The sequence below is a fragment of the Mesorhizobium sp. ISC11 genome, assembly GCF_037162595.1.
Taxonomy (GTDB): domain Bacteria; phylum Pseudomonadota; class Alphaproteobacteria; order Rhizobiales; family Rhizobiaceae; genus Mesorhizobium; species Mesorhizobium ciceri.
On the sequence record NZ_JAVSPW010000004.1, the window covers coordinates 1 to 15204 of the forward strand.

The 15204-nt window shown below is 65.6% G+C and carries 4 protein-coding genes; all 4 read left to right on the top strand.

Annotated elements, in window-relative coordinates; translation table 11 throughout:
- The first annotated feature begins 1685 nt into the window (after window positions 1-1685).
- The gene (locus RPF88_RS33250; RefSeq protein WP_337124096.1) at window positions 1686-2024 is read left to right on the top strand and encodes a hypothetical protein; all 339 of its coding nucleotides are present in this window, start codon (window positions 1686-1688) and stop codon (window positions 2022-2024) included.
- Window positions 2025-2053: 29 nt separating this feature from the next.
- Window positions 2054-3961, top strand: a complete 1908-nt coding sequence (locus tag RPF88_RS33255) for a VCBS domain-containing protein (RefSeq protein ID WP_337124097.1) — start codon at window positions 2054-2056, stop codon at window positions 3959-3961.
- Window positions 3958-14970: a VCBS domain-containing protein gene (locus tag RPF88_RS33260; RefSeq protein WP_337124098.1), complete on the top strand. Its 11013-nt coding sequence runs from the start codon at window positions 3958-3960 to the stop codon at window positions 14968-14970. Before RPF88_RS33255 ends, RPF88_RS33260 begins: the two co-directional genes overlap by 4 nt.
- Window positions 14861-15204 (top strand): VCBS domain-containing protein (locus RPF88_RS33265; RefSeq protein ID WP_337124099.1); only part of this gene is annotated, 344 nt, incomplete at its 3' end. The genes RPF88_RS33260 and RPF88_RS33265, both read left to right, overlap by 110 nt.

The following is a 15204-nucleotide window of genomic DNA, read 5'->3' on the forward strand; positions in this document are numbered from 1 at the left end:
AAAGTTCTGATTTGGTGGCTTTCGACATGTTGTCTCCGGATTGCGGTAGGCTTTTCTTGCAAGCGCATCCGACCAAAGAGAGACCGATAACGAGCGCGCATAAGACATATTTGATTATATGCACGTTTATCCCCTCCTCCATTATAATCCCACTTAAAATAGCAGTGCGACGACTTAATACAAACAAAGAACGATGAATAGGTGGGCCGCACCCCAACTCATCCGTCTCCAAATGCGGGCCTGCCAACTAGTTTCAGGTCAGGAGTGCCTACCCCGTCAGCCGGGTCTGTCAAATATTGATCACCAACGGGACCGTCATCATGACCAATCCTTGCAAACACGAAAGATCGCCGAACTAGCGTCGCCTGCGGAGGCATTTGCTTCGGTCGAGGTCGCCGTCTCTTCGCTGATACCAGGAACATCGATGGTCTTGCAATGGCGCGGCAAGCCGGCCGTCGTGCGCCACCGCACCAGGCAGGAAATTGAAGGCGCCGGAGAACATGGCGATCCCGGTGTTCCATTTCATTTCCGATACCAAGATTCGTATCGACTGAGAGAAGGGACAGTTCAATGAGCGAGGGACATTCCACCTACAAGCCCCAGACCGGTATCGGCCGCTGGTTCGACACGCGCCTGCCACTGCCACGGCTGGAGCATACTTCGTTCGAAATAGGCCACCTCGTCTCGAATTCCCTTGCACAGCGGAGCCGGTCCATAGATGCGGTGCATGATCGGCGCCAACTTGCGCGCCAAGGCGACGACGGCGTGCTTGTGACCTCGTTTAGTCGCCAGCCGCATGCCCCAGGTCCGCAGCCCGCAACGCTAATTACATCGACAGCGTTAACTGTTCATCCATTTGGATGTTGACGCTTACTCTTCATTGGCGTTAAGAATATGTTAATATAAGCGCCTTCTAAAAAATGGTCCTGACCGGCAGGCCGGGAAAGGGCGTCATGGAGACTAAAGGAAACGCAGCGCGGCTGCCAGATTCGTCGCCGGCTACATGTTGTGGTCAAGCCTTACACTCGGACGACATGTTGATGTCTGGCTGATCGCGGCACTGTGGCCTTGCTGCGACTGGACGCCAAAATTCGCATGTCGATCGTACTGTTCAGGTGGAGAAAGACTAATCTGTCAATGCGGCAGTGAACAGATGTGGAGGGCATCTGTCTCGTGTACGAGTAAAAGGGGTGGGGTTAAATGGCTTCTTGTCAAAGCACGGATGCCAACGGAGCCAAAACATCATTTCCAAATACAACGCCGACCGGAGGCGATGTATGTAGTTTTGCCGAAAATGCGACCATCCTCATTTCTACACCACTGACCGTTATTGCTCTCGATGTGTTGAGCAACGATTTAGCCGGAATCGCACTTTGCTCCATCGACAATGAGTTTTCCCCCTCAACCGATATGAACTCCGCGTCTGCCGATTGCCAAGATCCATCCGACATCCGGTATCCGGCGGACTCGCGATCGTTGGCGCTTGGCGTCTGTACGAATGTCATTGGTCCGAATGCGAACTCATCTGGTCCTGGTGCTCAGCCCAGGATCAAGCCGTTTGTGGGCGAAGGCGAACTTGCCCGAATAGGTTTGCAATTTTTGAGCGACAATCTGGTAAGCGGCGCGACGGCGCCGGCAATTCCCATGAGTGACAACAACAACAACAAGGGCGATAGGGGCGGGGCATGGCAACTACCATTGGCACAAGCAGCAACGACAATCTGGTCGGCGGCAGCGGCGACGACGTGCTGTCAGGAGGGGCGGGAGACGATCGCCTGAACGGCGGTTCAGGCGCCGATACGCTCGATGGCGGCAGCGGATTCGATACGGTTCTGGGCGGATCGGGAGCGGACACGCTTATCTATCGAGCTTGGGAAAACCAGTACAAGATTGGAACCCAGATTTACGGCACAGGTACAATCGCCGGACAAACAGCCTTTTCCGGTTACGACGGATCTACGACGGCGGTAACGGCAATGCTGCGAAAGGCACCGCCGAGATTGATACGCTCGTTATCTACCTGAGCAATGCTCAACTGGCCGACTCGTTATTTATGACGGCGTTTGACGCTGAAATTGCCAAGTTTCGCACCTTCATCGCAGCAAATTCGAACGCCAATACTGGCCAGGCAGGTCAAGCAGAATTCACATTCACTACGATCAACCTCAAGGTCTCCGCGATTGAGCAGGTGCGCTACGGAGCGGACCCAACCTCTCCCGTCGGCGTCAACGATACCAATGGAGCTGATCTCGTGCGAGAGGCTGGCGTTGGCCCGGGGAATACACCGTTTCCCGGCGATCCCATGGCGTCAGGTAATGTGCTGGCTAACGACACGGATTCCGACGACGGTCAGGCATCGCTGGTCGTGTCGGCGTTCCGGACAGGTACTGAATCCGGATCTGGAAGTGCCGGCACGGTCGGATCTGCATTAGTGGGCACTTATGGCTCACTGACCTTGAATGCGAACGGAACCTATACCTACACGCTCAACAACAGCGATGTGGACACCAACTCGCTCGCGGACGGGGTGACAGTCACTGAGGTGTTTACATACACCGTCCGTGACCCTCACGGGCTCACGGATACCGCGCAGTTGACCGTCACCATCACCGGGACCAACGACATCGTCTCGATCACCAGCGGCGCACAGGTTGGCGCGGTCGTCGAAGATGCCGACACGACGCCTTCGCCGACCGACTCGCTCAACGCCGCCGGCACGATTGCGTTCAACGACGTCGATCTCAGTGACGGCCATACCGCTTCGTTTGTTTCGACCGCCGGCGAAACTGCGCTCGGCACCTTCTCGCTCGACGCTGTCAGTGAAGCCGCAAACGCCGCCAGCGGTTCGGTCCAGTGGCACTACGCCCTCAACAACGGGGCTTCACAGTACCTTGCTGCCGGCCAGAGCGTGGTCGAGCATTATACCGTTACGGTCAACGACGGCCACGGCTCGACGGCAACGCAGGTCGTTTCCATCACCATCACCGGCACCAACGACATCGTCTCGATCACCAGCGGCGCACAGGTTGGCGCGGTCGTCGAAGATGCCGACACGACGCCTTCGCCGACCGACTCGCTCAACGCCGCCGGCACGATTGCGTTCAACGACGTCGATCTCAGTGACGGCCATACCGCTTCGTTTGTTTCGACCGCCGGCGAAACTGCGCTCGGCACCTTCTCGCTCGACGCTGTCAGTGAAGCCGCAAACGCCGCCAGCGGTTCGGTCCAGTGGCACTACGCCCTCAACAACGGGGCTTCACAGTACCTTGCTGCCGGCCAGAGCGTGGTCGAGCATTATACCGTAACGGTCAACGACGGCCACGGCTCGACGGCAACGCAGGTCGTTTCCATCACCATCACCGGCACCAACGATGCACCGGTCGTGGCGGCGACGGACGTCACCGGCGCGGTCACCGAGCAGGTCACCCCGCTCGGCAACCTCACCGACACCGGCACCATTGCCTTCACCGACGTCGACCTCACCGACGCCCACACCATCAGCCCAACGATCACGGCCTCGGCCGGCGCGCTCGGCGCCCTCACCGCCAGCGTCACCTCCGACACCACCGGCTCCGGCCTGGGTGGCGTGATCACCTGGAACTACAGCGTCGCCGATAGCGACGTGGAGTACCTCGCCAAGGACCAGACCAAGGTCGAGACCTTCACCATCACCCTCGACGATGGCAACGGCGGCACCGTGGATCGCACGGTTTCGGTGACCATCACCGGCACCAACGATGCACCGGTCGTGGCGGCGACGGACGTCACCGGCGCGGTCACCGAGCAGGTCACCCCGCTCGGCAACCTCACCGACACCGGCACCATTGCCTTCACCGACGTCGACCTCACCGACGCCCACACCATCAGCCCAACGATCACGGCCTCGGCCGGCGCGCTCGGCGCCCTCACCGCCAGCGTCACCTCGACACCGACACCACCGGCTCCGGCCTGGGTGGCGTGATCACCTGGAACTACAGCGTCGCCGATAGCGACGTGGAGTACCTCGCCAAGGACCAGACCAAGGTCGAGACCTTCACCATCACCCTCGACGATGGCAACGGCGGCACCGTGGATCGCACGGTTTCGGTGACCATCACCGGCACCAACGATGCACCGGTCGTGGCGGCGACGGACGTCACCGGCGCGGTCACCGAGCAGGTCACCCCGCTCGGCAACCTCACCGACACCGGCACCATTGCCTTCACCGACGTCGACCTCACCGACGCCCACACCATCAGCCCAACGATCACGGCCTCGGCCGGCGCGCTCGGCGCCCTCACCGCCAGCGTCACCTCCGACACCACCGGCTCCGGCCTGGGTGGCGTGATCACCTGGAACTACAGCGTCGCCGATAGCGACGTGGAGTACCTCGCCAAGGACCAGACCAAGGTCGAGACCTTCACCATCACCCTCGACGATGGCAACGGCGGCACCGTGGATCGCACGGTTTCGGTGACCATCACCGGCACCAACGATGCACCGGTCGTGGCGGCGACGGACGTCACCGGCGCGGTCACCGAGCAGGTCACCCCGCTCGGCAACCTCACCGACACCGGCACCATTGCCTTCACCGACGTCGACCTCACCGACGCCCACACCATCAGCCCAACGATCACGGCCTCGGCCGGCGCGCTCGGCGCCCTCACCGCCAGCGTCACCTCCGACACCACCGGCTCCGGCCTGGGTGGCGTGATCACCTGGAACTACAGCGTCGCCGATAGCGACGTGGAGTACCTCGCCAAGGACCAGACCAAGGTCGAGACCTTCACCATCACCCTCGACGATGGCAACGGCGGCACCGTGGATCGCACGGTTTCGGTGACCATCACCGGCACCAACGATGCACCGGTCGTGGCGGCGACGGACGTCACCGGCGCGGTCACCGAGCAGGTCACCCCGCTCGGCAACCTCACCGACACCGGCACCATTGCCTTCACCGACGTCGACCTCACCGACGCCCACACCATCAGCCCAACGATCACGGCCTCGGCCGGCGCGCTCGGCGCCCTCACCGCCAGCGTCACCTCCGACACCACCGGCTCCGGCCTGGGTGGCGTGATCACCTGGAACTACAGCGTCGCCGATAGCGACGTGGAGTACCTCGCCAAGGACCAGACCAAGGTCGAGACCTTCACCATCACCCTCGACGATGGCAACGGCGGCACCGTGGATCGCACGGTTTCGGTGACCATCACCGGCACCAACGATGCACCGGTCGTGGCGGCGACGGACGTCACCGGCGCGGTCACCGAGCAGGTCACCCCGCTCGGCAACCTCACCGACACCGGCACCATTGCCTTCACCGACGTCGACCTCACCGACGCCCACACCATCAGCCCAACGATCACGGCCTCGGCCGGCGCGCTCGGCGCCCTCACCGCCAGCGTCACCTCCGACACCACCGGCTCCGGCCTGGGTGGCGTGATCACCTGGAACTACAGCGTCGCCGATAGCGACGTGGAGTACCTCGCCAAGGACCAGACCAAGGTCGAGACCTTCACCATCACCCTCGACGATGGCAACGGCGGCACCGTGGATCGCACGGTTTCGGTGACCATCACCGGCACCAACGATGCACCGGTCGTGGCGGCGACGGACGTCACCGGCGCGGTCACCGAGCAGGTCACCCCGCTCGGCAACCTCACCGACACCGGCACCATTGCCTTCACCGACGTCGACCTCACCGACGCCCACACCATCAGCCCAACGATCACGGCCTCGGCCGGCGCGCTCGGCGCCCTCACCGCCAGCGTCACCTCCGACACCACCGGCTCCGGCCTGGGTGGCGTGATCACCTGGAACTACAGCGTCGCCGATAGCGACGTGGAGTACCTCGCCAAGGACCAGACCAAGGTCGAGACCTTCACCATCACCCTCGACGATGGCAACGGCGGCACCGTGGATCGCACGGTTTCGGTGACCATCACCGGCACCAACGATGCACCGGTCGTGGCGGCGACGGACGTCACCGGCGCGGTCACCGAGCAGGTCACCCCGCTCGGCAACCTCACCGACACCGGCACCATTGCCTTCACCGACGTCGACCTCACCGACGCCCACACCATCAGCCCAACGATCACGGCCTCGGCCGGCGCGCTCGGCGCCCTCACCGCCAGCGTCACCTCCGACACCACCGGCTCCGGCCTGGGTGGCGTGATCACCTGGAACTACAGCGTCGCCGATAGCGACGTGGAGTACCTCGCCAAGGACCAGACCAAGGTCGAGACCTTCACCATCACCCTCGACGATGGCAACGGCGGCACCGTGGATCGCACGGTTTCGGTGACCATCACCGGCACCAACGATGCACCGGTCGTGGCGGCGACGGACGTCACCGGCGCGGTCACCGAGCAGGTCACCCCGCTCGGCAACCTCACCGACACCGGCACCATTGCCTTCACCGACGTCGACCTCACCGACGCCCACACCATCAGCCCAACGATCACGGCCTCGGCCGGCGCGCTCGGCGCCCTCACCGCCAGCGTCACCTCCGACACCACCGGCTCCGGCCTGGGTGGCGTGATCACCTGGAACTACAGCGTCGCCGATAGCGACGTGGAGTACCTCGCCAAGGACCAGACCAAGGTCGAGACCTTCACCATCACCCTCGACGATGGCAACGGCGGCACCGTGGATCGCACGGTTTCGGTGACCATCACCGGCACCAACGATGCACCGGTCGTGGCGGCGACGGACGTCACCGGCGCGGTCACCGAGCAGGTCACCCCGCTCGGCAACCTCACCGACACCGGCACCATTGCCTTCACCGACGTCGACCTCACCGACGCCCACACCATCAGCCCAACGATCACGGCCTCGGCCGGCGCGCTCGGCGCCCTCACCGCCAGCGTCACCTCCGACACCACCGGCTCCGGCCTGGGTGGCGTGATCACCTGGAACTACAGCGTCGCCGATAGCGACGTGGAGTACCTCGCCAAGGACCAGACCAAGGTCGAGACCTTCACCATCACCCTCGACGATGGCAACGGCGGCACCGTGGATCGCACGGTTTCGGTGACCATCACCGGCACCAACGATGCACCGGTCGTGGCGGCGACGGACGTCACCGGCGCGGTCACCGAGCAGGTCACCCCGCTCGGCAACCTCACCGACACCGGCACCATTGCCTTCACCGACGTCGACCTCACCGACGCCCACACCATCAGCCCAACGATCACGGCCTCGGCCGGCGCGCTCGGCGCCCTCACCGCCAGCGTCACCTCCGACACCACCGGCTCCGGCCTGGGTGGCGTGATCACCTGGAACTACAGCGTCGCCGATAGCGACGTGGAGTACCTCGCCAAGGACCAGACCAAGGTCGAGACCTTCACCATCACCCTCGACGATGGCAACGGCGGCACCGTGGATCGCACGGTTTCGGTGACCATCACCGGCACCAACGATGCACCGGTCGTGGCGGCGACGGACGTCACCGGCGCGGTCACCGAGCAGGTCACCCCGCTCGGCAACCTCACCGACACCGGCACCATTGCCTTCACCGACGTCGACCTCACCGACGCCCACACCATCAGCCCAACGATCACGGCCTCGGCCGGCGCGCTCGGCGCCCTCACCGCCAGCGTCACCTCCGACACCACCGGCTCCGGCCTGGGTGGCGTGATCACCTGGAACTACAGCGTCGCCGATAGCGACGTGGAGTACCTCGCCAAGGACCAGACCAAGGTCGAGACCTTCACCATCACCCTCGACGATGGCAACGGCGGCACCGTGGATCGCACGGTTTCGGTGACCATCACCGGCACCAACGATGCACCGGTCGTGGCGGCGACGGACGTCACCGGCGCGGTCACCGAGCAGGTCACCCCGCTCGGCAACCTCACCGACACCGGCACCATTGCCTTCACCGACGTCGACCTCACCGACGCCCACACCATCAGCCCAACGATCACGGCCTCGGCCGGCGCGCTCGGCGCCCTCACCGCCAGCGTCACCTCCGACACCACCGGCTCCGGCCTGGGTGGCGTGATCACCTGGAACTACAGCGTCGCCGATAGCGACGTGGAGTACCTCGCCAAGGACCAGACCAAGGTCGAGACCTTCACCATCACCCTCGACGATGGCAACGGCGGCACCGTGGATCGCACGGTTTCGGTGACCATCACCGGCACCAACGATGCACCGGTCGTGGCGGCGACGGACGTCACCGGCGCGGTCACCGAGCAGGTCACCCCGCTCGGCAACCTCACCGACACCGGCACCATTGCCTTCACCGACGTCGACCTCACCGACGCCCACACCATCAGCCCAACGATCACGGCCTCGGCCGGCGCGCTCGGCGCCCTCACCGCCAGCGTCACCTCCGACACCACCGGCTCCGGCCTGGGTGGCGTGATCACCTGGAACTACAGCGTCGCCGATAGCGACGTGGAGTACCTCGCCAAGGACCAGACCAAGGTCGAGACCTTCACCATCACCCTCGACGATGGCAACGGCGGCACCGTGGATCGCACGGTTTCGGTGACCATCACCGGCACCAACGATGCACCGGTCGTGGCGGCGACGGACGTCACCGGCGCGGTCACCGAGCAGGTCACCCCGCTCGGCAACCTCACCGACACCGGCACCATTGCCTTCACCGACGTCGACCTCACCGACGCCCACACCATCAGCCCAACGATCACGGCCTCGGCCGGCGCGCTCGGCGCCCTCACCGCCAGCGTCACCTCCGACACCACCGGCTCCGGCCTGGGTGGCGTGATCACCTGGAACTACAGCGTCGCCGATAGCGACGTGGAGTACCTCGCCAAGGACCAGACCAAGGTCGAGACCTTCACCATCACCCTCGACGATGGCAACGGCGGCACCGTGGATCGCACGGTTTCGGTGACCATCACCGGCACCAACGATGCACCGGTCGTGGCGGCGACGGACGTCACCGGCGCGGTCACCGAGCAGGTCACCCCGCTCGGCAACCTCACCGACACCGGCACCATTGCCTTCACCGACGTCGACCTCACCGACGCCCACACCATCAGCCCAACGATCACGGCCTCGGCCGGCGCGCTCGGCGCCCTCACCGCCAGCGTCACCTCCGACACCACCGGCTCCGGCCTGGGTGGCGTGATCACCTGGAACTACAGCGTCGCCGATAGCGACGTGGAGTACCTCGCCAAGGACCAGACCAAGGTCGAGACCTTCACCATCACCCTCGACGATGGCAACGGCGGCACCGTGGATCGCACGGTTTCGGTGACCATCACCGGCACCAACGATGCACCGGTCGTGGCGGCGACGGACGTCACCGGCGCGGTCACCGAGCAGGTCACCCCGCTCGGCAACCTCACCGACACCGGCACCATTGCCTTCACCGACGTCGACCTCACCGACGCCCACACCATCAGCCCAACGATCACGGCCTCGGCCGGCGCGCTCGGCGCCCTCACCGCCAGCGTCACCTCCGACACCACCGGCTCCGGCCTGGGTGGCGTGATCACCTGGAACTACAGCGTCGCCGATAGCGACGTGGAGTACCTCGCCAAGGACCAGACCAAGGTCGAGACCTTCACCATCACCCTCGACGATGGCAACGGCGGCACCGTGGATCGCACGGTTTCGGTGACCATCACCGGCACCAACGATGCACCGGTCGTGGCGGCGACGGACGTCACCGGCGCGGTCACCGAGCAGGTCACCCCGCTCGGCAACCTCACCGACACCGGCACCATTGCCTTCACCGACGTCGACCTCACCGACGCCCACACCATCAGCCCAACGATCACGGCCTCGGCCGGCGCGCTCGGCGCCCTCACCGCCAGCGTCACCTCCGACACCACCGGCTCCGGCCTGGGTGGCGTGATCACCTGGAACTACAGCGTCGCCGATAGCGACGTGGAGTACCTCGCCAAGGACCAGACCAAGGTCGAGACCTTCACCATCACCCTCGACGATGGCAACGGCGGCACCGTGGATCGCACGGTTTCGGTGACCATCACCGGCACCAACGATGCACCGGTCGTGGCGGCGACGGACGTCACCGGCGCGGTCACCGAGCAGGTCACCCCGCTCGGCAACCTCACCGACACCGGCACCATTGCCTTCACCGACGTCGACCTCACCGACGCCCACACCATCAGCCCAACGATCACGGCCTCGGCCGGCGCGCTCGGCGCCCTCACCGCCAGCGTCACCTCCGACACCACCGGCTCCGGCCTGGGTGGCGTGATCACCTGGAACTACAGCGTCGCCGATAGCGACGTGGAGTACCTCGCCAAGGACCAGACCAAGGTCGAGACCTTCACCATCACCCTCGACGATGGCAACGGCGGCACCGTGGATCGCACGGTTTCGGTGACCATCACCGGCACCAACGATGCACCGGTCGTGGCGGCGACGGACGTCACCGGCGCGGTCACCGAGCAGGTCACCCCGCTCGGCAACCTCACCGACACCGGCACCATTGCCTTCACCGACGTCGACCTCACCGACGCCCACACCATCAGCCCAACGATCACGGCCTCGGCCGGCGCGCTCGGCGCCCTCACCGCCAGCGTCACCTCCGACACCACCGGCTCCGGCCTGGGTGGCGTGATCACCTGGAACTACAGCGTCGCCGATAGCGACGTGGAGTACCTCGCCAAGGACCAGACCAAGGTCGAGACCTTCACCATCACCCTCGACGATGGCAACGGCGGCACCGTGGATCGCACGGTTTCGGTGACCATCACCGGCACCAACGATGCACCGGTCGTGGCGGCGACGGACGTCACCGGCGCGGTCACCGAGCAGGTCACCCCGCTCGGCAACCTCACCGACACCGGCACCATTGCCTTCACCGACGTCGACCTCACCGACGCCCACACCATCAGCCCAACGATCACGGCCTCGGCCGGCGCGCTCGGCGCCCTCACCGCCAGCGTCACCTCCGACACCACCGGCTCCGGCCTGGGTGGCGTGATCACCTGGAACTACAGCGTCGCCGATAGCGACGTGGAGTACCTCGCCAAGGACCAGACCAAGGTCGAGACCTTCACCATCACCCTCGACGATGGCAACGGCGGCACCGTGGATCGCACGGTTTCGGTGACCATCACCGGCACCAACGATGCACCGGTCGTGGCGGCGACGGACGTCACCGGCGCGGTCACCGAGCAGGTCACCCCGCTCGGCAACCTCACCGACACCGGCACCATTGCCTTCACCGACGTCGACCTCACCGACGCCCACACCATCAGCCCAACGATCACGGCCTCGGCCGGCGCGCTCGGCGCCCTCACCGCCAGCGTCACCTCCGACACCACCGGCTCCGGCCTGGGTGGCGTGATCACCTGGAACTACAGCGTCGCCGATAGCGACGTGGAGTACCTCGCCAAGGACCAGACCAAGGTCGAGACCTTCACCATCACCCTCGACGATGGCAACGGCGGCACCGTGGATCGCACGGTTTCGGTGACCATCACCGGCACCAACGATGCACCGGTCGTGGCGGCGACGGACGTCACCGGCGCGGTCACCGAGCAGGTCACCCCGCTCGGCAACCTCACCGACACCGGCACCATTGCCTTCACCGACGTCGACCTCACCGACGCCCACACCATCAGCCCAACGATCACGGCCTCGGCCGGCGCGCTCGGCGCCCTCACCGCCAGCGTCACCTCCGACACCACCGGCTCCGGCCTGGGTGGCGTGATCACCTGGAACTACAGCGTCGCCGATAGCGACGTGGAGTACCTCGCCAAGGACCAGACCAAGGTCGAGACCTTCACCATCACCCTCGACGATGGCAACGGCGGCACCGTGGATCGCACGGTTTCGGTGACCATCACCGGCACCAACGATGCACCGGTCGTGGCGGCGACGGACGTCACCGGCGCGGTCACCGAGCAGGTCACCCCGCTCGGCAACCTCACCGACACCGGCACCATTGCCTTCACCGACGTCGACCTCACCGACGCCCACACCATCAGCCCAACGATCACGGCCTCGGCCGGCGCGCTCGGCGCCCTCACCGCCAGCGTCACCTCCGACACCACCGGCTCCGGCCTGGGTGGCGTGATCACCTGGAACTACAGCGTCGCCGATAGCGACGTGGAGTACCTCGCCAAGGACCAGACCAAGGTCGAGACCTTCACCATCACCCTCGACGATGGCAACGGCGGCACCGTGGATCGCACGGTTTCGGTGACCATCACCGGCACCAACGATGCACCGGTCGTGGCGGCGACGGACGTCACCGGCGCGGTCACCGAGCAGGTCACCCCGCTCGGCAACCTCACCGACACCGGCACCATTGCCTTCACCGACGTCGACCTCACCGACGCCCACACCATCAGCCCAACGATCACGGCCTCGGCCGGCGCGCTCGGCGCCCTCACCGCCAGCGTCACCTCCGACACCACCGGCTCCGGCCTGGGTGGCGTGATCACCTGGAACTACAGCGTCGCCGATAGCGACGTGGAGTACCTCGCCAAGGACCAGACCAAGGTCGAGACCTTCACCATCACCCTCGACGATGGCAACGGCGGCACCGTGGATCGCACGGTTTCGGTGACCATCACCGGCACCAACGATGCACCGGTCGTGGCGGCGACGGACGTCACCGGCGCGGTCACCGAGCAGGTCACCCCGCTCGGCAACCTCACCGACACCGGCACCATTGCCTTCACCGACGTCGACCTCACCGACGCCCACACCATCAGCCCAACGATCACGGCCTCGGCCGGCGCGCTCGGCGCCCTCACCGCCAGCGTCACCTCCGACACCACCGGCTCCGGCCTGGGTGGCGTGATCACCTGGAACTACAGCGTCGCCGATAGCGACGTGGAGTACCTCGCCAAGGACCAGACCAAGGTCGAGACCTTCACCATCACCCTCGACGATGGCAACGGCGGCACCGTGGATCGCACGGTTTCGGTGACCATCACCGGCACCAACGATGCACCGGTCGTGGCGGCGACGGACGTCACCGGCGCGGTCACCGAGCAGGTCACCCCGCTCGGCAACCTCACCGACACCGGCACCATTGCCTTCACCGACGTCGACCTCACCGACGCCCACACCATCAGCCCAACGATCACGGCCTCGGCCGGCGCGCTCGGCGCCCTCACCGCCAGCGTCACCTCCGACACCACCGGCTCCGGCCTGGGTGGCGTGATCACCTGGAACTACAGCGTCGCCGATAGCGACGTGGAGTACCTCGCCAAGGACCAGACCAAGGTCGAGACCTTCACCATCACCCTCGACGATGGCAACGGCGGCACCGTGGATCGCACGGTTTCGGTGACCATCACCGGCACCAACGATGCACCGGTCGTGGCGGCGACGGACGTCACCGGCGCGGTCACCGAGCAGGTCACCCCGCTCGGCAACCTCACCGACACCGGCACCATTGCCTTCACCGACGTCGACCTCACCGACGCCCACACCATCAGCCCAACGATCACGGCCTCGGCCGGCGCGCTCGGCGCCCTCACCGCCAGCGTCACCTCCGACACCACCGGCTCCGGCCTGGGTGGCGTGATCACCTGGAACTACAGCGTCGCCGATAGCGACGTGGAGTACCTCGCCAAGGACCAGACCAAGGTCGAGACCTTCACCATCACCCTCGACGATGGCAACGGCGGCACCGTGGATCGCACGGTTTCGGTGACCATCACCGGCACCAACGATGCACCGGTCGTGGCGGCGACGGACGTCACCGGCGCGGTCACCGAGCAGGTCACCCCGCTCGGCAACCTCACCGACACCGGCACCATTGCCTTCACCGACGTCGACCTCACCGACGCCCACACCATCAGCCCAACGATCACGGCCTCGGCCGGCGCGCTCGGCGCCCTCACCGCCAGCGTCACCTCCGACACCACCGGCTCCGGCCTGGGTGGCGTGATCACCTGGAACTACAGCGTCGCCGATAGCGACGTGGAGTACCTCGCCAAGGACCAGACCAAGGTCGAGACCTTCACCATCACCCTCGACGATGGCAACGGCGGCACCGTGGATCGCACGGTTTCGGTGACCATCACCGGCACCAACGATGCACCGGTCGTGGCGGCGACGGACGTCACCGGCGCGGTCACCGAGCAGGTCACCCCGCTCGGCAACCTCACCGACACCGGCACCATTGCCTTCACCGACGTCGACCTCACCGACGCCCACACCATCAGCCCAACGATCACGGCCTCGGCCGGCGCGCTCGGCGCCCTCACCGCCAGCGTCACCTCCGACACCACCGGCTCCGGCCTGGGTGGCGTGATCACCTGGAACTACAGCGTCGCCGATAGCGACGTGGAGTACCTCGCCAAGGACCAGACCAAGGTCGAGACCTTCACCATCACCCTCGACGATGGCAACGGCGGCACCGTGGATCGCACGGTTTCGGTGACCATCACCGGCACCAACGATGCACCGGTCGTGGCGGCGACGGACGTCACCGGCGCGGTCACCGAGCAGGTCACCCCGCTCGGCAACCTCACCGACACCGGCACCATTGCCTTCACCGACGTCGACCTCACCGACGCCCACACCATCAGCCCAACGATCACGGCCTCGGCCGGCGCGCTCGGCGCCCTCACCGCCAGCGTCACCTCCGACACCACCGGCTCCGGCCTGGGTGGCGTGATCACCTGGAACTACAGCGTCGCCGATAGCGACGTGGAGTACCTCGCCAAGGACCAGACCAAGGTCGAGACCTTCACCATCACCCTCGACGATGGCAACGGCGGCACCGTGGATCGCACGGTTTCGGTGACCATCACCGGCACCAACGATGCACCGGTCGTGGCGGCGACGGACGTCACCGGCGCGGTCACCGAGCAGGTCACCCCGCTCGGGCAACCTCACCGACACCGGCACCATTGCCTTCACCGACGTCGACCTCACCGACGCCCACACCATCAGCCCAACGATCACGGCCTCGGCCGGCGCGCTCGGCGCCCTCACCGCCAGCGTCACCTCCGACACCACCGGCTCCGGCCTGGGTGGCGTGATCACCTGGAACTACAGCGTCGCCGATAGCGACGTGGAGTACCTCGCCAAGGACCAGACCAAGGTCGAGACCTTCACCATCACCCTCGACGATGGCAACGGCGGCACCGTGGATCGCACGGTTTCGGTGACCATCACCGGCACCAACGATGCACCGGTCGTGGCGGCGACGGACGTCACCGGCGCGGTCACCGAGCAGGTCACCCCGCTCGGCAACCTCACCGACACCGGCACCATTGCCTTCACCGACGTCGACCTCACCGA

Bases quoted from the DNA above. Each gene is read 5' to 3' on its own strand.
- RPF88_RS33255 (WP_337124097.1), top strand. From the start codon at position 2,054: ATGACGGCGTTTGACGCTGAAATTGCCAAGTTTCGCACCTTCATCGCA.
- RPF88_RS33250 (WP_337124096.1), top strand. From the start codon at position 1,686: ATGGCAACTACCATTGGCACAAGCAGCAACGACAATCTGGTCGGCGGC.